20 protein-coding genes are annotated in these 22,369 nt (G+C 44.9%); 12 read left to right on the forward strand and 8 right to left on the reverse strand.

What is annotated here, in order from left to right; all coding sequences use genetic code 11:
• Positions 1–2 precede the first annotated feature (2 nt).
• The 3 genes from recJ to NWE73_RS08200 are packed head-to-tail and all read left to right on the forward strand — an operon-like array spanning position 3 to position 3,009.
• Complete coding sequence (gene recJ / locus NWE73_RS08190; RefSeq protein ID WP_277577818.1) at positions 3–1,745, forward strand: single-stranded-DNA-specific exonuclease RecJ; 1,743 nt, start codon at positions 3–5, stop codon at positions 1,743–1,745.
• A complete protein-coding gene (gene queC / locus NWE73_RS08195) occupies positions 1,742–2,437 on the forward strand; it encodes a 7-cyano-7-deazaguanine synthase QueC (protein WP_277577819.1) in 696 nt (231 codons plus the stop codon). Before recJ ends, queC begins: the two co-directional genes overlap by 4 nt.
• Before the next feature lie 2 nt (positions 2,438–2,439).
• Positions 2,440–3,009, forward strand: coding sequence for a DUF366 family protein (locus tag NWE73_RS08200; protein WP_277577820.1), 570 nt, complete (start codon positions 2,440–2,442; stop codon positions 3,007–3,009).
• Between the two features lie 89 nt (positions 3,010–3,098).
• Here NWE73_RS08200 and NWE73_RS08205 read toward each other — a convergent pair whose 3' ends face one another.
• Positions 3,099–3,536, reverse strand: a complete 438-nt coding sequence (locus NWE73_RS08205) for a hypothetical protein (protein ID WP_277577821.1) — start codon at positions 3,534–3,536, stop codon at positions 3,099–3,101.
• A 127-nt stretch (positions 3,537–3,663) separates the two neighbouring features.
• Between NWE73_RS08205 and NWE73_RS08210 the strand changes: the two genes are divergently transcribed.
• Positions 3,664–5,856, forward strand: a complete 2,193-nt coding sequence (locus NWE73_RS08210; RefSeq protein ID WP_277577822.1) for a heavy metal translocating P-type ATPase — start codon at positions 3,664–3,666, stop codon at positions 5,854–5,856.
• Between the two features lie 73 nt (positions 5,857–5,929).
• Here NWE73_RS08210 and NWE73_RS08215 read toward each other — a convergent pair whose 3' ends face one another.
• From NWE73_RS08215 to NWE73_RS08225, 3 genes are read right to left on the reverse strand one after another with little or no spacing between them, the layout of a single operon-like run.
• Positions 5,930–7,522, reverse strand: coding sequence for a hypothetical protein (locus tag NWE73_RS08215; protein ID WP_277577823.1), 1,593 nt, complete (start codon positions 7,520–7,522; stop codon positions 5,930–5,932).
• Positions 7,523–7,570: 48 nt separating this feature from the next.
• Positions 7,571–7,918, reverse strand: coding sequence for a DMT family protein (locus NWE73_RS08220; RefSeq protein ID WP_277577824.1), 348 nt, complete (start codon positions 7,916–7,918; stop codon positions 7,571–7,573).
• Positions 7,915–9,522, reverse strand: coding sequence for a Na/Pi cotransporter family protein (locus tag NWE73_RS08225; protein WP_277577825.1), 1,608 nt, complete (start codon positions 9,520–9,522; stop codon positions 7,915–7,917). The genes NWE73_RS08220 and NWE73_RS08225 overlap by 4 nt, the downstream gene beginning before the upstream one ends.
• A gap of 175 nt (positions 9,523–9,697) precedes the next feature.
• Between NWE73_RS08225 and NWE73_RS08230 the strand changes: the two genes are divergently transcribed.
• A complete protein-coding gene (locus NWE73_RS08230; protein ID WP_277577826.1) occupies positions 9,698–10,108 on the forward strand; it encodes a (deoxy)nucleoside triphosphate pyrophosphohydrolase in 411 nt (136 codons plus the stop codon).
• Here NWE73_RS08230 and NWE73_RS08235 read toward each other — a convergent pair.
• Positions 10,100–10,510: a thiol-disulfide oxidoreductase DCC family protein gene (locus NWE73_RS08235; RefSeq protein WP_277577827.1), complete on the reverse strand. Its 411-nt coding sequence runs from the start codon at positions 10,508–10,510 to the stop codon at positions 10,100–10,102. The genes NWE73_RS08230 and NWE73_RS08235 overlap by 9 nt on opposite strands.
• Before the next feature lie 56 nt (positions 10,511–10,566).
• Here NWE73_RS08235 and NWE73_RS08240 point away from each other — a divergent pair, with 56 nt between their 5' ends.
• Positions 10,567–11,184, forward strand: a complete 618-nt coding sequence (locus tag NWE73_RS08240) for an LON peptidase substrate-binding domain-containing protein (protein WP_277577828.1) — start codon at positions 10,567–10,569, stop codon at positions 11,182–11,184.
• On the opposite strand, the gene NWE73_RS08245 is transcribed toward NWE73_RS08240, so the two are convergent.
• Positions 11,165–12,079, reverse strand: coding sequence for a COX15/CtaA family protein (locus NWE73_RS08245; RefSeq protein ID WP_277577829.1), 915 nt, complete (start codon positions 12,077–12,079; stop codon positions 11,165–11,167). The two genes, NWE73_RS08240 and NWE73_RS08245, sit on opposite strands and share 20 nt — an antisense overlap.
• A gap of 180 nt (positions 12,080–12,259) precedes the next feature.
• Between NWE73_RS08245 and NWE73_RS08250 the strand changes: the two genes are divergently transcribed.
• The 5 genes from NWE73_RS08250 to NWE73_RS08270 all read left to right on the forward strand — a co-directional run bounded on the left by NWE73_RS08250 (position 12,260) and on the right by NWE73_RS08270 (position 19,043).
• Positions 12,260–13,105, forward strand: a complete 846-nt coding sequence (locus tag NWE73_RS08250; protein WP_277577830.1) for a cation diffusion facilitator family transporter — start codon at positions 12,260–12,262, stop codon at positions 13,103–13,105.
• A gap of 157 nt (positions 13,106–13,262) precedes the next feature.
• A complete protein-coding gene (locus tag NWE73_RS08255) occupies positions 13,263–16,235 on the forward strand; it encodes a hypothetical protein (protein WP_277577831.1) in 2,973 nt (990 codons plus the stop codon).
• 8 nt (positions 16,236–16,243) lie between these two features.
• A complete protein-coding gene (locus NWE73_RS08260; RefSeq protein ID WP_277577832.1) occupies positions 16,244–16,711 on the forward strand; it encodes a type II secretion system protein in 468 nt (155 codons plus the stop codon).
• The gene (locus tag NWE73_RS08265) at positions 16,708–17,769 is read left to right on the forward strand and encodes a prepilin-type N-terminal cleavage/methylation domain-containing protein (RefSeq protein WP_277577833.1); all 1,062 of its coding nucleotides are present in this window, start codon (positions 16,708–16,710) and stop codon (positions 17,767–17,769) included. Before NWE73_RS08260 ends, NWE73_RS08265 begins: the two co-directional genes overlap by 4 nt.
• Before the next feature lie 20 nt (positions 17,770–17,789).
• Positions 17,790–19,043 (forward strand): EF-hand domain-containing protein, encoded by a 1,254-nt coding sequence (locus tag NWE73_RS08270; RefSeq protein WP_277577834.1) that lies wholly within the window; start codon positions 17,790–17,792, stop codon positions 19,041–19,043.
• Between the two features lies 1 nt (position 19,044).
• Here the strand turns inward: NWE73_RS08270 and NWE73_RS08275 are convergent, their stop codons facing one another.
• A complete protein-coding gene (locus tag NWE73_RS08275; protein ID WP_277577835.1) occupies positions 19,045–19,536 on the reverse strand; it encodes a TlpA disulfide reductase family protein in 492 nt (163 codons plus the stop codon).
• A gap of 7 nt (positions 19,537–19,543) precedes the next feature.
• Positions 19,544–20,947 carry an ABC1 kinase family protein gene (locus tag NWE73_RS08280; RefSeq protein WP_277577836.1) on the reverse strand — a complete coding sequence of 468 codons (1,404 nt, stop codon included), beginning with the start codon at positions 20,945–20,947 and terminating at the stop codon, positions 19,544–19,546.
• An 83-nt stretch (positions 20,948–21,030) separates the two neighbouring features.
• On the opposite strand from NWE73_RS08280, the gene NWE73_RS08285 reads away from it, so the two are divergent.
• On the forward strand, positions 21,031–22,338 hold the full coding sequence (locus tag NWE73_RS08285) for a cryptochrome/photolyase family protein (RefSeq protein WP_277577837.1): 1,308 nt from the start codon (positions 21,031–21,033) through the stop codon (positions 22,336–22,338).
• Positions 22,339–22,369: the final 31 nt, after the last annotated feature.

Raw genomic sequence — 22,369 nt, forward strand, 5'->3', positions numbered from 1 at the left:
TCGTGAATCCATTATGGAAACTGCGTGAAGCAGAAGCAGTAAGTATGGTTGGGGTGGCAACACCTCCACCAGTTGAGGGGCAGCAATGGCCCCCGCTTATTGGTAAGCTTCTCGCAGCTCGTGGATTCACTGAATCTCAGCAAGTCGATAAGCTTCTTTTTCCAAAGCTCGCTGATTTGAAAGATCCTCTTGAACTCAAGGGGATGTCTCAAGCTCTTGAGCGCCTGGGCCAAGCCTATCTCAATAAAGAAAAAATCTGCATCTATGCTGACTTTGACCTTGATGGAACTTCGGGTCTAGCGCTGTTGAAAACAGGAATGCTGGCTTTGGGTTTTCCGGAAGTTCAGCATTATCAGCCGAAGCGTTTGTCTGAAGGTTACGGCTTTCATGCGGCAGTGGTTGAAGAATTAAAAGCTCAAGGCGTTAGTGTTATTATCACGGTCGATGTGGGTATCACGGCTCATGCTGCTGTCGACAAGGCTCGTGAGTTGGGTATTGATGTGATCTTAACGGATCATCATTTGCCTGCTGAATCTATTCCCAATGCTTATGTCGTTGTAAATCCCAATCAAGGAACTTGCGAATCTGCTTTAGGTTATTTATGCGGAGCCGGTGTTGCCTTCTATTTGCTTCGTGGGCTTAAAAGATACTTTCAGGATCATCCACAACTACCTAAAAACAATTGGGATTTAAAAGAGGTTCTGGATTACTTCACGATTGGCACTTTGACCGATATGGTGCCTTTGGTTGATGACAACCGAGTGTTAGTTAAGCATGGCTTGGTGAAGTTGGCAGAGACCAAAAGAGCCGGACTTCGAGCTTTACTTGAAGAGTTAGATCTGACTGGTCGACCTCTAACAAGCCAAGATGTGGCGATTCGATTCGCTCCTAAATTGAATGCCTTGTCTCGTATGGAGTCGGGTATTCTTCCTGTTGATATTTTCCTTTTAGATGATCCAGCCTTGGCTCGCGATATGGTTCGCACTGTGATGAAGAACAATTCAACACGTGTGCAGCTTCAAGGCGATGCTGAAATAGAAGCTCAAGAAAAACTTAAAGACTGGCCTCATAAGGACTTTGTTTTTGTAGCGTCCAAGAGTTTCCACCGTGGTGTGGTTGGTTTGATTGCAACTAAGTTGACCCAAGTTTTCAACAAGCCGGCCTTTGTGGGTTCGTTGGGAGATGACGGAATGATCGTGGGAAGTGCCAGACTTCCACAAGGCCAGGAAGCTTGTCTGGTTCAGGCGATGGGATCTGCGGCTGAGCTTATGAGTCGCTTTGGTGGTCACTCGGCGGCAGCTGGTTTTGAAATTGCTGAAACCAAAGTTCCGATGTTTATCGATAAGTTAGCGGAACATTTTGAAGAGCTTCGTGAAAAACCGAAGCCTTTGGAAGTGTACTACGATATTGAAGCAAAACTTCCTGAAGTGAGCTCTGGACTAATGAAGTGGTATGACTTTGTCGGTCCTTTCGGGGCGGGCTTTACAGTTCCGCTTCTTCATTTTAGCAATATCGAAATTCTTTCTAAGCGTGAGCTCAAAGGTGGTCATCTTCGTTTGAAGCTGGCGGATCCCGAAACTCATGTGTCGATGGAAGCATTGTTATTTACTCCGACTCCTCGGCAGATTGAAACTCTTCAAGCGGTGCCGGGATTCTATAATATCTTGGGTGAGCTTCAGTGGAATTACTTTGCTGGGCAAAAAACCATTCAAATTCTTATTCGTGATCTGAAGGCTGCGACATGAGAAAATCAAAAAAAGTAGTGGCTCTTCTATCTTCGGGTCTGGACTCGACGGTCAACGTATTTGAAGCGATCAAACATCACCATGAAGTGGTCTTGGCTTTGACTTTCAATTATGGCCAAAGAGCGGCAGTAAAAGAAATCGAACACTCGGCTAAAATTGCTAAGCATCTGGGGATTCCCCACAAGGTCATGGACGTGACCTGGTTTAAGGATTTCAATAAGTCTTCTTTGATTGTCGAAGATCAAGCGGTGCCGACAGGCAAAGATGTGGAAATCGATAATCTTCAAAAATCCGGAGAAACTGCAAAATCGGTCTGGGTTCCTAATCGAAATGGTATTTTTATTAATATCGCCGCGGCCTATGCTGAGGCTTTGGGAGCGGATGCTGTTATCCCTGGATTTAACGCTGAAGAGGCGGCCACCTTTCCGGATAACTCCCGGGAGTTCTTGGAGCAAGCGACAAAGTCTCTTTGGTATTCAACTGCAAATCATGTGACTGTGGGCTGTTATACGGCTCACTTAAATAAGCCTGACATTGTTCGTTTGGGGCAGGGCCTGAAGGTTCCTTGGGAATTGATTTGGCCATGTTATTTCTCTGGCGAAAAATGGTGCGGGGAGTGTGAGTCTTGTCAAAGAGCGAAGCGCGCGTTTGCTTCGGCAAGCATTAATGTTGGCCATCTCTTTAAGGGGTAATCGTGGAATCACTTTTTATTGAAAAGAAATTTGCCTATGACGGCAGTCAGCTTCGCTCTTTGTTTGCCTATCTTGAGCATGGCGTTCTGGGCCCTTCGATCATCTCTTGGCAGGGTGCTTGTGATATTCCGTTTACGCATATGGTGGACGGTGAAGACCTGTTGGCGAAAGCGGTGATTGAAAGCGATGAGATGCTTCATTTTATCATTGAAATTTTCGATCGTGATCTTTTCGCAGGGGTTGCTTTGCAAAGAATGTTTGCTTCGATTGCGCGCGATTATTTGCAAAAACATGCCGCGGCCGTTTTAAATGGTCAGTCCTTGATGCGTGAAGGTGATGATATTTATTGGAATGATCGCAAGCTCAGTATCAGTATTGCGACCAAGTCCCCAGTCTCTGTGATGGTTCATTTTGCCATGAACGTGACCAATGAGGGCACTCCGGTAAAAACGCTCAGTTTATCAGACCTAAAGCTAAATCCTGCAAAAGTGGCCGAAGACCTCATGCATCTATTCAAAACAGAATACCAAGACATCCTCATTGCCACCCAAAAAGTCCGCCCCGTAAACTAGTACCCCGATCCCTCGGAGGTACGCCGAACCCACCAAAGGTGGGTTTGGGTACGCCGTACCTTTTTGAGGCTCGGCGTGTCGATTCCATTTTAGTGATGAGCGCTGTGATCTACAGGTTCTTCATCTGAGTTTTTCTCAAAGGGCTTTAGTGGAATGTTGTATACGGCCTCGTTGCCCACCGCTTTTTCGCGGATAGCCTTAATGACCAGTTGTCCTTTTGAAGGAAGCTTTTTGCTAGGGGCGCAGTGGAAGTGGTCTCTGCCCATGACTGAGCATTGATAGGGGATTTGTTCTTTCTTTGTTTTAAATACAGCACTGATCGAAGAGTCCTTGATCGTGGGATTCTTAAATTGCATATCTAGCAAAAAGATATGAGCACCTTGATTTGAATCTATTTCCAATTCGGTATGGAAGGCTCCTGGCATTTTGATATGGCCGCCATGAGGTCCCGGCTTTTCCTCGCCATGTGCAACAGCTTTTACGGATGTCAGAAGTAAAAGAACAGATAAAAGATGTCTTAGTTTCATAGGCACTCCTGGGCGATACGCTTGTTCAATATTAGGAAAGCTCTATTGGGTTTGTGACAAATAAAGAAAAAATATACTTCTTGGGGGGAGATTATTTTTTGGAGTATATCCATAAATGAGGTGTTGTATGGAGAATGTCTTGGTAGTGCAAAGTGAAGCGCAAAATACGGATCTTCAGCTTATTGGAATGTCTTGTGTGAATTGTGCAGCTAAAATTGAGAAGACCTTAAATGCACTGCCGGATGTGAAGGCCCGTGTGAACTTTGCGACGGAACAAGCGCATGTTGAGTTTCCATCAACTTACACCCCGGAAGGGCTGGTCAAGATCATTCAGGATCTGGGCTATCAGGCTTTTGAGATCAATTCTGAAGTCGACACCCAGGCTGTTAAAGAAAAAGCTCAGGAAGAATATCGCAAAGACCTTCGTCATTTTATCATTTCCGTACTCTTGACAGCTCCATTTATGGTGGAAATGATCGCGATGTTTACAAGCAGTCATCACGAGATCATGCCGCGTTGGTTGCAGTTGATGCTAGCAACTCCTGTTCAGTTCTGGATTGGATGGCGTTTCTATCGTGGTTCTTATTTTGCCTTGCGTGCAAAAAGCGCCAACATGGACGTTCTTATCGCGTTGGGAACCAGCATGGCTTATCTGCTAAGCGCGGTTGTAACTTTGATGAATTGGCATGATCAACACGTTTACTTTGAGGCCAGCACCGCGGTTATTACCTTGATTCTGCTGGGCAAGCTGATGGAGTCGCGAGCAAAGGGAAAGACCTCTGAGGCTGTAGAAAGTTTGATTAAGCTTCAGCCGAAAAAAGCCTTTGTTGAAAGAGATAATCAAATTATCGAAGTTCAAATCGAAGATCTGCAGCTGGGTGATGTTGTCATTGTTAAAAACGGAGAGGTCATTCCTGTTGATGGAAAAGTCGTCGCCGGCTCGTCGACAGTCGATGAGTCCATGCTGACGGGCGAGAGTTTGCCAGTTGCTAAGCGTGAAGATGATCATGTTTATGCGGCCACCTTGAATCAAGATGGTTCGTTAAAAGTTAAAGCCACTAGCGTAGGGAGTCGTACTCAACTCGCACAAATCATTAAAATAGTCACTGCGGCTCAAGGTTCGAAAGCGCCGATTCAAAGATTGGCGGATCGCATTTCGGGAATCTTTGTGCCAGTGGTGTTGGGTATTAGTTTGCTGACCTTCTTCTTGACCTGGTTCTTGACCGGAGACCTGCAAGCGTCATTTGTGTCTGCGGTCTCTGTTTTGGTAATCGCATGTCCTTGTGCTTTGGGTTTGGCAACTCCAACGGCTGTGGTCGTGGGGATTGGTAAGGGCGCTCAAGCGGGTATTCTGTTTCGCGATGCCAAGGCTTTGGAGTTGGCAGAAAAGATTGATGTCTTGGTCTTGGATAAGACAGGCACCATCACCGAGGGTAAGCCTGTTGTAACCAGCATTCACGCAAGCCAAGGACACTCGCAGGAAGAGATCCTGCAAATCGCGGCGAGCCTTGAAGATGGCTCTTCTCATCCCCTGGCACATGCCATAGTCGAGGAAGCGAAAAAACGCAGTTTGCGTTCATTGGCAGTTCAAGATTTTAAATCCGTGATGGGGTTGGGTGTTGAAGGCCTGGTGAATTCAATTCACTATAAAATTGGCAAAGGTGATTGGAGTGCCAGTGGTGCTTTCCTTGAGAAAGACCTTCTTGCTAAGCTTGAAAGCAGTGGCAATAGCGTGATGGTATTGGCCAGTGCTGAACGTGTGCTGGGGTATATTGCTGTTGCAGACCGCATTCGTGAGAGTTCTAAAAAGGCCATTTCTGATATTCAAAGCAAGGGCATTAAAGTCATGATGCTGACCGGAGACAATGAGGGAACCGCCCGTGAAATAGCCAAACAAGCCGGAATTCAGGAGTTTAAACACGGAGTAAAGCCCGTCGACAAGGCGAATATCATTGTGACGTTGAAGCGTAAGAAGCAAAGGGTTGCGATGGTGGGCGACGGCATCAACGACGCTCCGGCATTGGCAATGGCCGACGTGAGCTTTTCGATGTCATCAGGAACTGATATCGCTATTGAAACTGCAGACGTTACTTTAATGAAGAATGATTTGCAGTCAGTGGCTCATGCCATTTCACTGTCGCAAATAACTTTAAAGAAGATTCGCCAAAATCTTTTCTTCGCATTTATTTATAACATTTTGGGGATCCCATTGGCCGCTTTCGGTCTTTTGAATCCAGTTATCGCCGGAGCCGCAATGGCTATGAGCTCCGTCTCCGTCGTCAGCAATTCCCTTTTGTTGAAACGAAAGAAAGTGGATTAAGCGGGTGCCCAGGTCCCACCGAAGGTGATGACGCAGGTACGGCGTACCTTTTTGAGGCTCACGGCGTCGGGAATTACTCTTTTTCCTTTTGTTTAATGAAGGCTTCTCGCAGCCAGAGTCGGATGTGTTTGAGGTAGTGGTCTTTCATGCCAAAGAAGATGAAGTGGTTGTAGAAGAATTCTTGGCCGCCTGTATCTTCTTCGTGGAAATTAACTGTGCCGATGATTTCCGGGATTTCATTTTCCTCGGGGCGCCACAAGATGAATTCGCGGAAGGCCCCTGTGCTGATGGCGCGATAGTATTTCATAACCAAGCCGGCTTCAGAAATCTGGGTGATTTCGACAGGATTGGCAACTTTAAGGATTGCATTTTCCTTGAGGGACGCGATCGTAACTGGGGCTTTGTTTGCCAAGCCACTATGTTCGTTGACGAGTTTCTTTGTGATATAACCCTTATCCAAAGGCGTGAAAAAGATGTCTTTGGTCCAAGTCGAAAGTTCGCGAACTTCCTCAAGAGGAACTTTCTTTTTAGAAATTAAAAACAGCGGTGGCAGCTTGAAAGTTTGATTTGCCCGTTTTGTGCGATCTTCCAAGCCTTTGCAAATTTGTTCCCAGCGCTTTTGTTTCTCGATTTCAAAGATCTCGTAATTGGCGAAAACAAAGTCAAAGCTTGTCGGTAAGTGTTGGCGATGCTGGGTGTCTTTGTCGTCCAAATCGGAAGCTAACTGGGCAAAGCTATTATAGACGAACACTTCGCTGTTGGAAAATCGATCACTCAAGTAAATCTTAAGGTCCAAGGCGATAGAGGTCTCTTCGTCTAGAATGAGGATACGTGCTGGGGCGCTGTGAGTATTTTGGAAGCCTTCGTTTTTGTGCTCCGTCGCCTGCAGGATATGTTTTCGCACTTGGCTGATTTGTTGGTTGTCGGCCGCAAAGAAATGGAAATCACAAAGATACTCTTTTTCAGAGAGTTGCTTGCAAGATTTACAAAAGGCATGAACTGATTTTTTGTTTTCAGTTTTAAATGCCTCGGCGTAATACTTGGTTAAAGCACCAATTTCGATTTCATGATTATTGATTGTGGTGAAGCCAACTTCTGTCAGTGAGTTTGTGGAAACTTCTTTCAGCATTTCGATTGTCGAATTGATCTTGATCGAAGTTACAGTTGCTGAACTGCCAATGGCCTGGTGTCCAAGCAACGCAAACTCGAGATCCTGTTTAAGAATCAATTTGTCAAAAGGCTTGAAGATAACATTGTTAATGATGCGGTCTTCGGCAAGCTTGATATCAAAATTAGGGCTGTCGAAGGCAGTTAAAATCAATGCGGTGGGCTCTTGCTCTGAGCACATTTTCTTCCGTAAGAAGAAGTCGCGGGCCCGACGAATAAGCCCCATATTTTGGGTGCCAAGAAACTCATTTTTAGCGATGACCAGCTTCAGTTCATGAGTATTCGTGGGTTCAATAGGATCTAAATTGTCTAAGGAGTGTCTTTGTCCGCCATCGGCTAAAGACTTGGGGCCCTCATGGACCGCGATCTTTAGCCATTCGTGAAAATCAGAAAGGTTGGTGAAAAAGCGAATATGAAGCTTCGGATCTATCATTTTGAGGGTCTCAAAAAGATCCTTCTGGATACGCACGTCATCTTCGAGGACGTAAATGAACTTCATGTAACCATTCTATCTTGAATTGAGACCTAAAGGAAAGGGAAGATATCTTTAAGGTGTTCTAAAGATGAAATAAACCGCGCCGACCAGGCACAATCCTGCCCAAAGGAAATCTAGCTTCAAGGATTGTTTCATATAGAGAACCGAAAACCCCGCGAAGACCACCATCGTGATGACTTCTTGGATGATTTTAAGCTGAGGAAGGGTGTATTGGCCGTAGCCGATGCGGTTTGCGGGAACCTGTAGAGCGTACTCAAAGAAAGCAATCCCCCAACTTATAAGGACAGCCACCCACAGCGCTGACTCGCGCAAGCTTTTAAGATGACCATACCATGCAAAGGTCATGAAGATATTAGAAAGAAAAAGCAAAGCAATGGGCGTCCAGGACGCGTTCATCATACGGAGCTCCTTTGATTGTAAGCGTGATTCACCAGCAAGCTCGCGATACGGCGATATTCACTTAAAAGATCCAAGTGGATAGAGCTGGTGTTGATGGAGGTCGCTAGGCCGCGATTAAGACGACTGATGTGATTCTCACGCAAAGAGATTTCTAGTTTTGCCAGGTCGCGCTTCAATTGAATAGCAGCGTCGCACAGCTCACGATTCTGGTAAGAATTGACTGCCATGGCGGCCACTTTCACCACTTGTTCGTGCATAGAGCGGATCTCTGACCAGCCCTCATCAGAAAACTCCAGCTTCAGCGCATTCTTTTTGATCGCCAAAGCCAGGATGTTGATATCAATCGCGTCAGCAGCTCGCTCGAGATCGCTTAGAAACATAATCATATTCATCACATTTTGATGAACCACTGTGGTGGATTTGTTCGCATGATCCAGAAGGAACATTTTGGTTTCACGGTAAAGGAAGTCGACTTTGTTATCGCGGTCTTTGATGGAATCAAAATCTTTAGGGTCGTTGGTTTCAAATAAACGGATGGAGTCTTTGATCATGCCAATAACGATGTCGGCAGTGCGCATGATTTCACGATTGGCATACGATACTGCCAATGCGGAGCTTTGATAGTTATCCATATTCACAAATTCAGTGCCAAACTCTTCAGAGGCGGCTTTCGGGAACATCTTCTCAATCAAGGCGGCGCCTTTGTTGATAAATGGATAGAATATGATCGCAGAGAGAATGTTGAAAATTAAATGCGCGTTCGCAATGGAACGGGCTGTTGTTGTATCAAAACTCATGAGGAAGTCGATAAACAGCTGTGTGAACGGATAGAAGATCACGACACTGATGGTTTTATAGAAGAAATGGGCCCAGGCAACCTGACGGCCGATGTAGTTTCCGCCGGCGGCAGCAATGAGCGCCACCGAAGTTGTTCCAATGTTGGCGCCGTAAACCCAGATCATGGCATCATAGAATGAGATCGCTTTAACCGCAGCCAAGCTCATGGCAAGACCAATCGTGATAGCGCTGCTTTGTACGATGGCGCAGAAGACGATGGAAATTAAGAGTGAATAGCCGGGATTGTCGCGGACGCTTTGGAAGAACTCCGTCAGCATCGGATTCTCTGCAAAGTGATTGGAGGCCACAGAGACAAACTTTAAGCCCAAGAAGAGCAAGGCAAAGCCCATGAAGGCGACAGAGATATTTTTGAAGATCGTTTTCTTTGCTTTAAAGTAGAAAGCGAAGGCAATGGCAAACACTGGCAGTGCATACTGCGCAAGATCGAAAGAAATCAATTGAACAGTGAGGGTTGTACCGATCGCTGTACCGATGATAACGCCCATTACTTGGCGGAGATTGACAACGCGGGCTGATCCAAGACCTACAAGCATCGACGTCACCGCGCCAGAGCTTTGCATTAAGGTCGTCAAAACCACACCCGTAAGGATGGCTAGAAATTTACTTTGGGAAAGGCGATTTAAAAGATTCGTGATCTTTCCGGCCATGATTTTTTCTAATGATGAGCTGGCAAGTCCCATACCATAGAGGAAAAGTGCAACCCCACTGATGAGGATTATGAAAAACGAATTCTGTGTATCTATCATGACGTCATGTCCTTGGTGCCTGGCTCTTTAATCAAGAGCGAATCAAAGAAGAATCATAACAATTCTGAATTCGATATCAAGTCTAAATGAATCATGCGCGAGGGCGAATCCATGAAAACAATCCTTTTAAAAGAGCAGAAAGCGCTGTGTAATATGAGCCTTACAGGAGTTTCAAATGAAGCAATCCTCAGAGCCCGTCTTAGTCGTGGCTGCTCTGATTCAAAGAGATTTTGATCCCGAAAAGAAAATTCTTATTGTGCGCAGGGGCCCCGGACAGAGCGGCGCTGGTTTTTGGGAATTTCCTGGAGGAAAAGTTGAAATAGGTGAAGATCCTAAATTGGCTTTGGTGCGCGAGATTGATGAGGAGTTGGGATTAAAAATTCGCGTGGGAGACCTTTTGGGGGAGCAGGATTTTGCCTATCCCTCAAAGGTCATTCGACTTAGAGTCTATTGGGTCTTGAGCTCTCATGATGACTTGGAGCTGCGCGAGCATGATGCCTTGAAATGGTGTTCCCCTCACGAAATTGTTGTGGAAGAACTGTCCGCAGCAGATCGCCCCTTTGTCGAATTAATCAAATTAAGGTAATAGGTAGCTGCGTTCCTCAGAAGTGGGAAGACGACAGAAATCTCTTTGGCCAAACCAGCTATAGCGATTTTTTGCGACAACTTTATAAAGAATATCACGAAGGGGGCCTGGAATAATCCACGCTATAGCGGCCAACTTGTAGGCACCACCTAGGCCCGTAAGAATTTTCAGAATAGCGGCAGAGCGATAATAGAGCTTTCCAGACTCATAATAGATCACGGTATCTAAGTTCGTTCGATCTTGAAGAGGAAGCACTTCCTCGGCTGTAGAGCCTTGAAGGGGGGCGAAGAGATAGGAATGGTTTGTGTCTCGCGTGATAATGGCGTCCACAAACCCGTTACAAAGGTGACAGATACCATCAAAAAAGACTACATTTCTCATTTTTACGTCTACCTTTTCCATAGCTATCTCAGCTTACAATCTTTATAATAGAGTATCAAGGTGAGGAGTCCAGCAGTATGGAAGTCTTTCTTTTTCCTCTAGTTAACGTGACCTTATTCCCCAGGACTATAAAGCCCTTGAATATCTTTGAGCCTCGCTATCTTGCGATGATGAAAGAGGCTGCTGCGACCAAAACTCCCATAGCTCTTGGCTATATCGAAGATCCTTCCAAAGTCACTCCAGTGAATGCCGGGGAACCAGTATCCTTCGTCAGAGAGATTGCAGGCTACGGTTATGTGCAAATCATTGAAGAGCGGGTTAACGGAACTCTTTTGGTCTTTTTGCAGGGGCAAGGCAAGTTACGACTGGGCAAAGTTATCGACAGTGGGACGCCTTATATAGTTTGCGAGTCGTCCATTATTCCAGAGAAAACGATCTTAGAAGCCCCACAAAAATCAAAATTAAATTCTTTGCAGAAAATTTTGACCAGATGGATTCATACACATATTTCAGATCCACAGCAGCAGGACACTTTTATGCGAAACCTTGTTCATCCCGAAGAGGTTGTGGGGGCGTTCGCATCTTATCTCGTTCGTGATTACGATCTCCAGCAGATGGTGCTGGAGTTTAATGATATTAATGAGAAAGTTCTATTCTTGCACAGACTAATGGAGTCTAACGAGCTGACAGTTTAGAAGCTCTGACAAAGAAAACCCATTGAAGTAAAATCACCCAAATAGTGTGTGCCAGCGTAAGATGCCCGATTTTCATCCAAGTTGGGGCATGTAAAAGCAGGGTCGCCATTCCGAAAAGAATTCCTACAATCAAAAGTAAACTCATCTGTAGTGACTTCTTTTGCAGTAGGGCGTTGTCGGATATTTGCGCCTTCATCCAGAAGAAGAATGCCAAAGAGCCAGCACCGATAACTGCTAACAAAGGATGGAGTCCTCGCAGGCGCACAAGGAAGTGTGATTGGGTTGAGAAGTCCGCCAAAAAGCCATCATATAGATTTTCAGTCGGGAACAGCGAATTAGACAAGGAAGCCCAGGCCCCGGTGATTCCTAATAGAACAATCACCCATGGAAGATATTTATATTTTCTATCTTGGCTGGACGGAGCGGGGAGGTCTGCATGCAGAGTTGCCCCCGCATAAGTCAAAGCCACTGCTCCAGTGAGCATAAATGAATTCATCTGGTGCAGAGCCATGACGAAGGCACGATAAGGCGTGTCGTTGGTGGTGACCAGTTTAAATAGAACCAGCTTTGCGCCGAGCAAGGCTTCAGTGATCATAAAAATCAAAGTGGCAAGTGCAGCTTTGCGTGCGAAGTGACCGACAGGGTAAAGCTTTCGTGCCGCCCACCAAAAGTAGATAACCACAAATCCGTAAATGCCCGACATGAGGCGATGTGCATACTCAACCCAAGTTTTTCCTCTCTGTGCTTCGGGGATGAGTTGTCCATGGCATAGTGGCCAGGTGTCGCCGCAGCCATCGCCAGAGTGTGAAATGCGAACCCACGCCCCCCAAAGAATCACGAGAAGGGTGTAAATTAGAAGGCTAAATGCAAATTTCTTGTATCCAGATTTTGTCATAGCACTTATCGGGTTATCATGGGCCCTAAAATGGGTCAATCAGGGGTGCCAGTTATTGACAGAAAAGCCTTAGCAATGTCTTACTGAGTTATGTCTGAAAAACACGCAAATCACCACCATTCGCATAGTCATTCCCATTCTCACAGCCATCATCATTCCCATGGTGCTGTCATTGGGCGGATGAGATTCGCATTTGTTCTCAATCTAAGTTTTGCGATCATTGAGTTGGTTGGCGGAATTATGACCAATAGCGTGGCTATTTTGAGTGACGCACTTCATGATTTTGGAGATGCCTTGGCCATGGTGATTGCGATCACCATGGAGAAACTATCACATCGAAGCAGTGATCAGCATTTCTCTTACGGCTATCGTCGATTCTCCACGCTCGGAGCGATCATCACTGGTGTGATCTTGATTTTGGGCTCAGTTTTTATTTTGATCGAAGCGGCACCGCGCCTGATTCATCCGCAGCAACCCCAGGCGGATGGGATGTTGGCATTGGCTTTTCTTGGAGTTGCTGTGAATGGTTATGCGGCATTTCGAGTTTCCAAGGGGACTTCTTTGAATGAAAGAATGCTGATGTGGCATATGATTGAAGACGTCGCAGGCTGGGTGCTAGTGTTGATCGGCGCCATTGTGATGAAGTTCTTCGATGTTCCCCAGGTCGATGCAGGGTTGGCCATCGCTCTCTCTTTGTGGATTTTGTACAATGTTTTTAGAAACCTGAAGGACGCGATGAGAGTGTTCTTGATGGCGACACCGGCTGGGGCTTCTGTGGATGAAGTGAGTGCCGAGATTAAGAAGTTAGATCAGGTAGAAGATGTTCATCATGCTCACTTGTGGTCTTTGGATGGCGAAAATCATGTATTGAGTGCACATGTTGTGCTGAATAGTGAGGCTCGCATCGAAGACATGCAAAATGTGAAATTAAAGATTAAGGATCTTGTTAAAAAGTACGGAATTATCGAGGCCACAATTGAAACCGAAATCACGGGAACAAGTTGTCTCGATCCGGAACATAAATAGAATATCGATGTCCCTCTTTGAGAGGGCTCTCGTCTCTCTCTGAGAAAGAGAACTAAAATAAGTTAATTCATCATTTTAACCCAGTAAAAACACTCGGTTTTCCGAAAGTTTTTGTCTAATTCTGCCGATATATTCTGCATTAGGAGACGAGGCATTTATGAGAACCACTTCTGTACGTATGGGTAGTAATCGCGGAAACGTGATGCTGCAAGTATTGGCGGCTACAGCTGCCATGAGTATCTCGTTTTACTTCTTAACGAATTATGTAATTGGCCAGAAGAAGCAAATTTCGAAAACTGTGAATGCTGTGAATTTGCGTTTCGCACTCAACAGTACAATGGACTATGTAATTTTCGGTGTTCGGCAAAAGTATTGTTTTTCTGATGACGGCCTGTTGATGGACGATAAAGCAAAGTGTGATCTGACCAATACCGGAAGCGTTGAACGTTTGATTATGTCGCCAAGCCAGGCGAATTATATCCGTATGATGAAATCACAAAACAATATCGATTTCGGTGTTGGTGTAGATTACAACAATCTTCCTTTAAATGAAATCACCCGCAAGTTAGAGGTTAATAAACTTTCAGCAGCCCATCCATTGATTGGGGTCATGCAGAAGTTGGCAACAGTTAAAGACGAGATCACTGGTGAGGTCATTCCGGTCGGCGGTGTTAAAGTTGTTTTGACTAGAGATAACAGCCCTTATCTTCCTGTTGCTGGTCGCGAAGTTTACATCAAAATTTCCTTGGCCTTGGTAGACAAGAGTGGTCAGGTTATTAAGTTAGCTGATAGACCATTGGTTTTGAATTCATCATTATCTATTTATCCAAGGGAAGTGGGATCGTTTGCTTTATTGGTAGCAAATGATTTGCATCTCAACTTGGACGGTGATTCGGCGCCCACACTTGCTGGTGATGTGAATTTACATCAATTTGCCAATCGCAAAGAGGTGCAAGGGCCAGGATTGGTATTTTTAAGCCCCGTCTTCGTTAATCGCGATATTTATTTGCCAGCGTTGACAGAAGATAAAACGGCAACGGCAGATAGCTCAAAATACGCTGCGGTTACTTTCGCTGACCGTGTGGTTATGGGTAATGGTTGGTTGCGCACAACCGGTGATAAAATGTATGCGCCAAGAACCTCAGGTAATTTACAGGACAGATACTGGGCTGATTCAACTAGCTTTGGTGGTTTCCTTAAAGGAATTGAGAATGATGGTGGTCTAGATAAAGGCCTTATGGTATTTGCTCATGTCGCTGGCGCTGCTGGGCTGAGTCCTGCGGATACTGAGAAAGCCAAAGAGTGTGCGAAGATGGCAACTCTAGATTCCGATATCACTCAAACTCTAGAGACGCAGCTCGGGGCGAGTCTTCGTGGTGGCTACGACCCAACTCAGCCGGATGAAATTCCCTATAAGTTGTACTTTTCGAGTTGGAATACATTCAATGCCCAAAATATTGCTCAAGGGCCCTCTGATACAAGCAGTTGGGATAATGGATATGTTAGCTATAATGGAAGTGATTCCGGTCCAGTTATGAAGGTTTCATTTACGCTTGGCAACAGATCCATTGAGTTGGATATGCCATTTGGCTCTGAAGTGACCTTGCGCCCTAAGATTGGATCTTCAGCGACCGAAAGTTCTTTGTTGTCAGCAAAGAAATCTGCGGCCAACACTCTGAGTACAGCACAAACTGCCTATGATGATGTAACCGCTCAAGAAGCGAGTCTTAAAAAGAAGTTGGCTGACAAACAGCTAGCTTTAGCAGATGAGATGGCGAAGCCATTGGCATCATCACCATCGCCATCGCCATCACCATCACCGTCACCGTCACCGTCACCATCACCATCACCATCACCATCACCATCACCAGAACCAACGCCAACGCCAACGCCAACGCCAACGCCGTCACCGAGTCCTGTTGAATATCGCGATGAAGCATTGGTAACTCAGCTTCAGAAAGACATCACTTCATTGAATTCTCAGTTGACAGCCTTGGGAGTTACCGCGAAGAAAACTACTTTGGATAGTGCTCAAGCGGCATACGACGTAGCAAATGGAAAATACACTGATTATATGAATGCAGTCAGTGTTAGACCTGAGATGACTATTTCTGTTGATTCTTCCCGTCGTAATAAGGCGCAAATTAATTTTTCAGTAAAAAATGCAGATCACTTTGTTAACGAATTGGGAAAACCGTCCGCTCCAGTAGTGGGTGTTTTAGCATATGACTATAGCTATTATAAAGGGCAGCCAATTTACTCAACTCCAAATGCGAATCTTCAGGGGTATTTAAATTTTACAATGAGTGCTGACAAAAAATCATTGGTGCCTCCAACAAGTATGTCGGCGACGGCAGCAAATACCTCTACGACAAGTTTGAAAGAGGATGATCCAAATGGCGCTGCAGATACCCTTTTGGATGATTGTGAAAAGTATCGTAGTGCGGCGACAAGCCAGTCTTTTGGTGGAGCAAGTTGGAATGTAGACTATTCGGCGACAACTCGTTATTCATGGAACTTTGCTGCAGACGGCGCGACAATTGGTAGTGATCCTGCCATTAATTCAACGATTGTCCTAGATGGTACGAATTCTCCGGCCCCTTATTCTGCGCCGAATTGGCCAAAGTTTAATGTTTATTCGATTGCGAAGGCATGTCAAATCACGGCAACAGCTAAAATTGTGACGGGATTTTTTGCATGCGATACTTTAACAATTGATGCGCGATCTACACCTTTGCGAATTATTGGTACTTTTATCGTCGGAAAACTTTTCATCGCTAAAGAAGCCTATAAGGCCGGAATCACTTGGAGCACTATTTACTATCCGCAGGCGACAAAAGAACTTCGAGATATTGGGATATTGCATCCTTCTCCGGGATCAAGTTGTGATATCAAATCAACAACTTCTCCGGTTTGGCATCCGATTCCCTCCGTGCAAGAGTTATCAAACCGCATGACGTGCAATGCAATTAGCTTGCGTGCAAAAGCCGATCCGTTTCAGTGGACATCGGTGGATCCTGACTGCGGCTTGCCAGCTGTCTCTGGCACAACTCCACAAACAAACACAACTTGTAAACGAAGGTTAGTACGTTTTTATGTTGTCGAGCAGGGCAGAGAGGGAGGCTTATGAGAACCTTTATGAAGATAAGCCAGAATCAAAAAGGGCAAACCATCATCGAGAGTCTCGTGGGGCTGGGTTTGATCGCGATTGTTGGTTTTGCATTTACGGGTGGTATGGTGGCATTACGCAATACCACTAAAAGCGCTGTGAATTTATCCGCCACAGAAAGGCAGATAAATGATATCGCCGAGAATATTAAATCGGGAGTTGAAAACTATCAAGTAAACTATAATTACGATCAAATGGGTTCCATGAAAAATGCCAATGAGGCCCTTCAAGTCGAGAGTCTTCCGATGGCCTGGGATAATGATAAAGTTTTGCCACGTGAACAGTGTCCAAATTGTGCCGGAAGTTATGGATATATTATTCAGCCGCTAGAAATATATCGTGGTCTTTATCAAGTGACTTTGCGTATGACCCATAAAGATTGGATCTCAAAGGGTGAACCTTTTAGAGATTACACATTCGTTGTGAGTACAAAATGAAAAATCTTAATATGATCGTAAAGGTAAATAATAGAGGTTTCACGGCCATAGAAGTTATGGTGGGCATTGGCTTAATGGCCCTTGTCACCGCTGCTATTGTTTCAACTCAGGTTGTGGTTTCCAAAGATCAAAATGATCTAAGAGTTAAATTAGATCAGGAAATAGATCAGTCACTTGCTGAGAGAATAATATTTTCTGATTTCAACGGGATCGAGCCATCATATAATAATATCCGCATCAAAGATGATAATGGTCTTAGTTTTTTTGACTACTATCCAGATGTTCCGGCAAATATGATAAATGGAAGTTTGCAAAGAACTGTGACTGTCAAAGGGAACACTCCGGTTTTAGAAGTATCAGTCGTTTCTCAAGATCTTTCTTTGGGATCGACTATGAATTATGATCCAACAGCAGCGTATGACATTGGACCAGCTCCCACGGATTTTAATATTGCTGCAAGTCTGAATTTTAAATCTTTAAATAAAAACAATTGGATCACGTCACCTCAACTTGGGAATCGTCCGGGCTTTTGGAGTGACGGTGTGACACTAATGTTGGACACGCCCGCAAAGCTTCGTCCTGTAGTTAATGGAAAAATGGATATGTCCATTCCACCCCGAAGTCCGATTTTTGTGGGGTATGTTCAGGGAAGCGCTTTGGTCTCTTTGGGGGGGACTGATGTGGGAAGTATGTTTAATCTTACTAATCCAGAGACCTTGGCTCCTATTGGATCCGCAGATGAGTTTTTACGGAATGCGCCGTCGATAGGTGGAGGGCAAACACTCATTCGTCTCAAAGCAATTAAGGTTATTAAATACTATCTTGAGCCGCAAAAGAGTGTTGAGGCGGATTGTCAAGAGGCGGGTTCGAGTAATAAGTACTATCATTCAAATCTTTATAAAATTGTCTATCGCAACGGAAAGTACTCAGGCTCTCAGATGTTGGCTGATAAAGTTTGTAGCTTCGTGATGCATCGGGATTCGATTTTGAAGCGTTTGATTTATTTTAAAATTAATAAAGTTAAAGATACTTTGAAAGAAAATACAGCGGGGCTGTAGGGAATTGAACAGGGGGAATTATGGGGCGTCTTTTTTATCATGGACCCAGTGTGCTGGCTGTCTGGCTGTCTAGCAGTTTAGTATTTGCGCAAGTGAAGAACTATCCAATGTCCGTCAACTCTGCAGTGGCAGGAGAAGGGGCGACTGCGGCACCGGCTTCGGGTATGGTAACGCGTTCTGGCAGCAATAAAATTTCTTTAAAGATCAATAACTCATGCTTCCCAACGAATCTTCGTGGGGTGGCAAATCCAATTGCACCAAGCTCCATTGTCACAGCGAACTTGGTGGTTCATATCGGTAATTCAGATTATATATTTAAAGCAAGTTATCCAGCAGACTTGGTGACAAAAACAGGTATGGCTGATGGTAACATCGCCCCTCTTCCTGCGGATAAATTTTCCGTATCTCCAGGGGGCGGTAGCGCAGCGATTTATGGAAATTCGGTGATTGTGAATAGCGGTATTCCTGCGACTATGAGTGTGGACTCGTCCGGTAGCGTTAATGTGTCGGCGCCTGGGGATATATATCTCAAAACAGTGTCTTTCGAGCAGACAGTGACGACTTGTGGCGGTCCACCAGTATATGGTGCTTATGGCCATTCAGCTCATACCGCGACTTATGATTGTGGAAGTTTTATGGGTAAGAACGGGACCTTGACCGCTTCTATCGGTGGGCTTTCTGTTTCTTCAGATAAAACAAACTTAGAAATCAATGTTTCGTTCCCCGGTCAAACTGGATTCTGTGGCGGCTATTGGTCACCATTGATGGTGTTTTTTGATGATACAAGACCAACGTTTACAAACGTCAGTGATTTCCCGATGTATCCAGGAGCAAAGACAAGTTGGCCCGAGGCGAACTCTCCTGGATGGTTTTTGGCTATTGACGATGGATCGGGTAAGATCACCAAGAAAGAGCAACTCTTTGGAGACAAAGAAGGTGGTCCTGCGAATGGATTCGAAGCTTTGAAGGAATTAGATTCTAACAAAGACGGTGTTATAGATAAAAAAGATAAGGAATTTAAGAAGCTGGTGTTATGGAGAGATGCAAATGGTGATGGCGTATCTCAGAAGGAAGAAATTGTGAAGATGTCTTCAAAGATAATTAAGATATCTTTGAAATATAACAATGACATTCTAAGACCTCTTGGATCTTATGCTCAAGAGCGCCAGCGTTCAAAGTTTTGGTATAAAGATGCCAAAGGTAAAACTAAAAAAGGTGATATCATTGATATTTGGCTGTCACCGGCGCAGCCGTTGACCGTCACGCAGAAGTAGTCTACTTCTGCGCCTTTAAAAGATCCTGAATTCCCTTTTCTAAAACCTGTGGTTTCTTATCGTCAAACCCACGATACAGAATCACAGGTTTTAACTTTTTATCGAAGACAAACAACGTGGGCAGTGCCACCACTTGAAAGTCCTTGGCCATTTGTTTTTCCTTATCGAAGAATACCGGGAATGAGATGGGATGAGCCTTTAAAAAAGCATCTCGCTCTTTCAAATCATCGTCCTCGTTAATTCCGATAAAAACCACACCTTGGTTTTTATATTTTTCATAAAGCTTGTTGTAGTGAGGCAGGGCCTCTTTGCAGGGCTCGCACCAAGAGGCCCAGAAGTCCACGATCACAACTTTTCCTTTAAGGTCAACAAAGGTCAGGCTGTTTTTCGAAAGAGGTTCTGCTGTGATGGCCTTGAATTCAACTTTCGGAGGATTCGAGGCCGCAAAAGAAGTAGATGAACAAAGTAACAGGCAAAAAACAAAACGTAACATAAGGCCTCTAGATTCTTTCTAAGTACTTCAGCAAGACATCGCGACCGCGAATCTTCGCTTTAAGAACTGAAAGGAAGATAAACACACCGCCAGTTTTGCGATCCAGAAAGAGCATTTCACGGGGCGGAGTGCGCCATTGAAATTGTCGAATCATCTGAAAGACTTTGCGCGAAAGTCTTTGTGGCAGGTCGGTATTTTTCCAGTCGTAATTTCCGTTGGAGTCTATCTGCTGATAGATATTGCGTGCATCATTGGCTTCAATGAAGGGCTCAACGCTTTCAAAACAGAAGTCCTCAAAGAGTTTGCGAAGCTCGTCGTTGTCCTGATTTTCGATAAACTTCAAATCCATTGCCGCCCGGGTGAATTGTTCGCGATCATTGTAAAGGGCACCCTTGATCATGCGGCGATAGGGATTGAGGAAAACTTCGGGATAAGTGCGAGTTGCGCCAAAATCAAAAAGGACCAATTGATCATGTCCCTGGGGATCGATGCGAATGCGATAGTTTCCGCTGTGCGGGTCTGTTTGCACAACACCCCATTCGAAAACTTCCTTGAAGTAAAGATCCAGGAAGTTCAGCGCAAGTTTATTGCGTCGTTCTGCTGCCAGACTTTGAATAAGCGGGTCATCCACGCGCAATCCGCGTTCAAAAGAGGTCGCAAGAATTTTAGGACCTGAGAATTCACGGTAAACTTTAGGAACTATAAAGCGCGAATCTCCGTGAAGGCGATTGTAGTAGTCTTCGGTCAGATTGGCTTCGAGTTCGTAATCGGTCTCCTGAACGAGCATTTCGCGAACTTCCTCAAACACCGGATCCATATTCAAATCCTTAGGAAGAAGCTTCATCGTGCTCAACAGTGTGCGAATGGCCTTCAAATCGCTATCAATCGCTTTGTCGACATTGGGATATTGTATTTTTAAGACGATGCTTTCGCCGGTTGCCTTAATGCGCGCGCGGTGAACTTGTCCCATGGAAGCACAGGCCAGGGCTTCCTTCTCAATCTCTAAAAGATCGAGTTTTTCCTGGGAGAGATTCTTTTTTAAAGTCGGCTCAATAGCGGCCCAGGTCAGGGGAGGCGAGTCGGATTGCAGGGACTTTAACAGTTCATTGGCTTCTCGTGGCAAAAAATGTTCGCCATACATAGACAGCATTTGGCCAGCCTTCATCAGACTGCCTTTCAGTTCGCCCAATTCAGAACTGATTAAGGACGCCTGATTGAGGAGAAGCTGTTTCCAGGTGGCCTCTTTGTCTTCTTTGCTTTTAAGTACGGAAGTGACCCCGTGCTGAGCGACAGAGGCGCCTGTTTGTATTGTCAGCTTCGCAATCGAAAGACTGCGTGAGAATACCGAAGACTTGATCCTATCGAGACTTTTAGGAGGGCTTTGTTTTTTAACAGACTTTTTGTCGTCCATAAGAGATAAGTTACCTTAAGTTTAGGCAATGTTATAATACTAAGGTACTCGCCCTTGGGGCGTTCTGCAACTGGACTTCGAAGATGACAAAGTTAACTCTGTTTTGGTTTCGCCGTGATTTGCGTCTTGAGGATAACGCAGGGCTTTTTCATGCCTTGAAAGAGAACTCAAACGTTCTGCCGTTATTTATATTTGATACAGATATTTTGAATAAGTTAGAAGATCGTTCTGACGCACGTGTGACCTTCATCTATGAAACCGTTTCAGACCTCAAGAATCAGCTGCAAAAGAGGAAATCGGACCTGCTGGTGCGGCACGGTCAGCCTTTGGAGATCTTTAAAGATCTGTTTCAGAAATTTGATATTGATGCCATTTACACCAATCATGACTATGAGCCCTCGGCGCGATCTCGAGACGAGAAAATCGCTAAATTTGCAAAGACCCAAGGGGCACAGTTTAAAAGTTTCAAAGATCAGACTCTTTTTGAAAAAGAAGAAATTCTAACGGGGATGCGCAAGCCTTACACGGTTTACACGCCTTATAAGAATAAGGTGCTGGAAAATCTTTCGCCATTTTATTTGAAGTCCTATCCCAATGATCTCTATGAGGGATCTTACGCAAAGGTTGCGAAACCGGAAAAAATGATCAGCCTCAAAGAGTTGGGATTTGAGAAGTCAGTTCTTGAGTTTCCGTCTTTGAATCTTTCGACCAAAATGCTGAAGAGTTATGAAGAGACCAGGAACTTTCCAGCGCTTGAGGGGGGAACTTCGCATCTGGGATTGCATCTTCGCTTCGGCACGGTCAGTGTGCGTGAATTGGCGAGGGAAGGGCAGAAGTATTCCGATGTGTGGCTGAGTGAGTTGATTTGGCGAGATTTCTTTATGCAGATCCTGTGGCATTTTCCTCAGGTTGAAAACACCAGTTTCCGTCCTGAGTATGATAAAATCGCATGGCGAAATTCCACTAAAGATTTTGAGCGGTGGGCAAACGGCATGACCGGCTATCCTATTGTTGATGCGGGGATGCGAGAACTCAATGCGACGGGTTATATGCATAATCGGGTTCGCATGGTGGTTGCGAGCTTTTTATGTAAGCATTTGTTGATTCACTGGTATGAGGGCGAGCGGTACTTTGCCAAGAAATTATTAGATTTTGATTTGTCCGCAAATAATGGGAATTGGCAATGGGCTGCTGGATCTGGTTGTGATGCGGCTCCTTACTTCCGAATTTTCAATCCCACGACTCAGGCTGAAAAATTTGATCCTGAAAACAAGTATATCGATAAATGGGTGCCAGAGCTTCATACCAGCAAATATCCTCAACCCATGATTGATCATGCTGAGGCCCGCGGAAGATGTTTGCAGGCCTTCACAAAAGTTTTAAAAAAGTAATTTAAATACCGCTGGAATAGTTGAGATAAAA

Source organism: Bdellovibrio svalbardensis, assembly GCF_029531655.1.
Lineage (GTDB): Bacteria > Bdellovibrionota > Bdellovibrionia > Bdellovibrionales > Bdellovibrionaceae > Bdellovibrio > Bdellovibrio svalbardensis.

Bases quoted from the DNA above. Each gene is read 5' to 3' on its own strand.
- queC (WP_277577819.1), top strand. From the start codon at position 1,742: ATGAGAAAATCAAAAAAAGTAGTGGCTCTTCTATCTTCGGGTCTGGAC.
- NWE73_RS08205 (WP_277577821.1), bottom strand. From the start codon at position 3,536: ATGAAACTAAGACATCTTTTATCTGTTCTTTTACTTCTGACATCCGTA.
- NWE73_RS08210 (WP_277577822.1), top strand. From the start codon at position 3,664: ATGGAGAATGTCTTGGTAGTGCAAAGTGAAGCGCAAAATACGGATCTT.
- NWE73_RS08215 (WP_277577823.1), bottom strand. From the start codon at position 7,522: ATGAAGTTCATTTACGTCCTCGAAGATGACGTGCGTATCCAGAAGGAT.
- NWE73_RS08220 (WP_277577824.1), bottom strand. From the start codon at position 7,918: ATGATGAACGCGTCCTGGACGCCCATTGCTTTGCTTTTTCTTTCTAAT.
- NWE73_RS08225 (WP_277577825.1), bottom strand. From the start codon at position 9,522: ATGATAGATACACAGAATTCGTTTTTCATAATCCTCATCAGTGGGGTT.
- NWE73_RS08230 (WP_277577826.1), top strand. From the start codon at position 9,698: ATGAAGCAATCCTCAGAGCCCGTCTTAGTCGTGGCTGCTCTGATTCAA.
- NWE73_RS08235 (WP_277577827.1), bottom strand. From the start codon at position 10,510: ATGGAAAAGGTAGACGTAAAAATGAGAAATGTAGTCTTTTTTGATGGT.
- NWE73_RS08240 (WP_277577828.1), top strand. From the start codon at position 10,567: ATGGAAGTCTTTCTTTTTCCTCTAGTTAACGTGACCTTATTCCCCAGG.
- NWE73_RS08245 (WP_277577829.1), bottom strand. From the start codon at position 12,079: ATGACAAAATCTGGATACAAGAAATTTGCATTTAGCCTTCTAATTTAC.
- NWE73_RS08250 (WP_277577830.1), top strand. From the start codon at position 12,260: ATGAGATTCGCATTTGTTCTCAATCTAAGTTTTGCGATCATTGAGTTG.
- NWE73_RS08255 (WP_277577831.1), top strand. From the start codon at position 13,263: ATGAGAACCACTTCTGTACGTATGGGTAGTAATCGCGGAAACGTGATG.
- NWE73_RS08260 (WP_277577832.1), top strand. From the start codon at position 16,244: ATGAAGATAAGCCAGAATCAAAAAGGGCAAACCATCATCGAGAGTCTC.
- NWE73_RS08265 (WP_277577833.1), top strand. From the start codon at position 16,708: ATGAAAAATCTTAATATGATCGTAAAGGTAAATAATAGAGGTTTCACG.
- NWE73_RS08270 (WP_277577834.1), top strand. From the start codon at position 17,790: ATGGGGCGTCTTTTTTATCATGGACCCAGTGTGCTGGCTGTCTGGCTG.
- NWE73_RS08275 (WP_277577835.1), bottom strand. From the start codon at position 19,536: ATGTTACGTTTTGTTTTTTGCCTGTTACTTTGTTCATCTACTTCTTTT.
- NWE73_RS08280 (WP_277577836.1), bottom strand. From the start codon at position 20,947: ATGGACGACAAAAAGTCTGTTAAAAAACAAAGCCCTCCTAAAAGTCTC.
- NWE73_RS08285 (WP_277577837.1), top strand. From the start codon at position 21,031: ATGACAAAGTTAACTCTGTTTTGGTTTCGCCGTGATTTGCGTCTTGAG.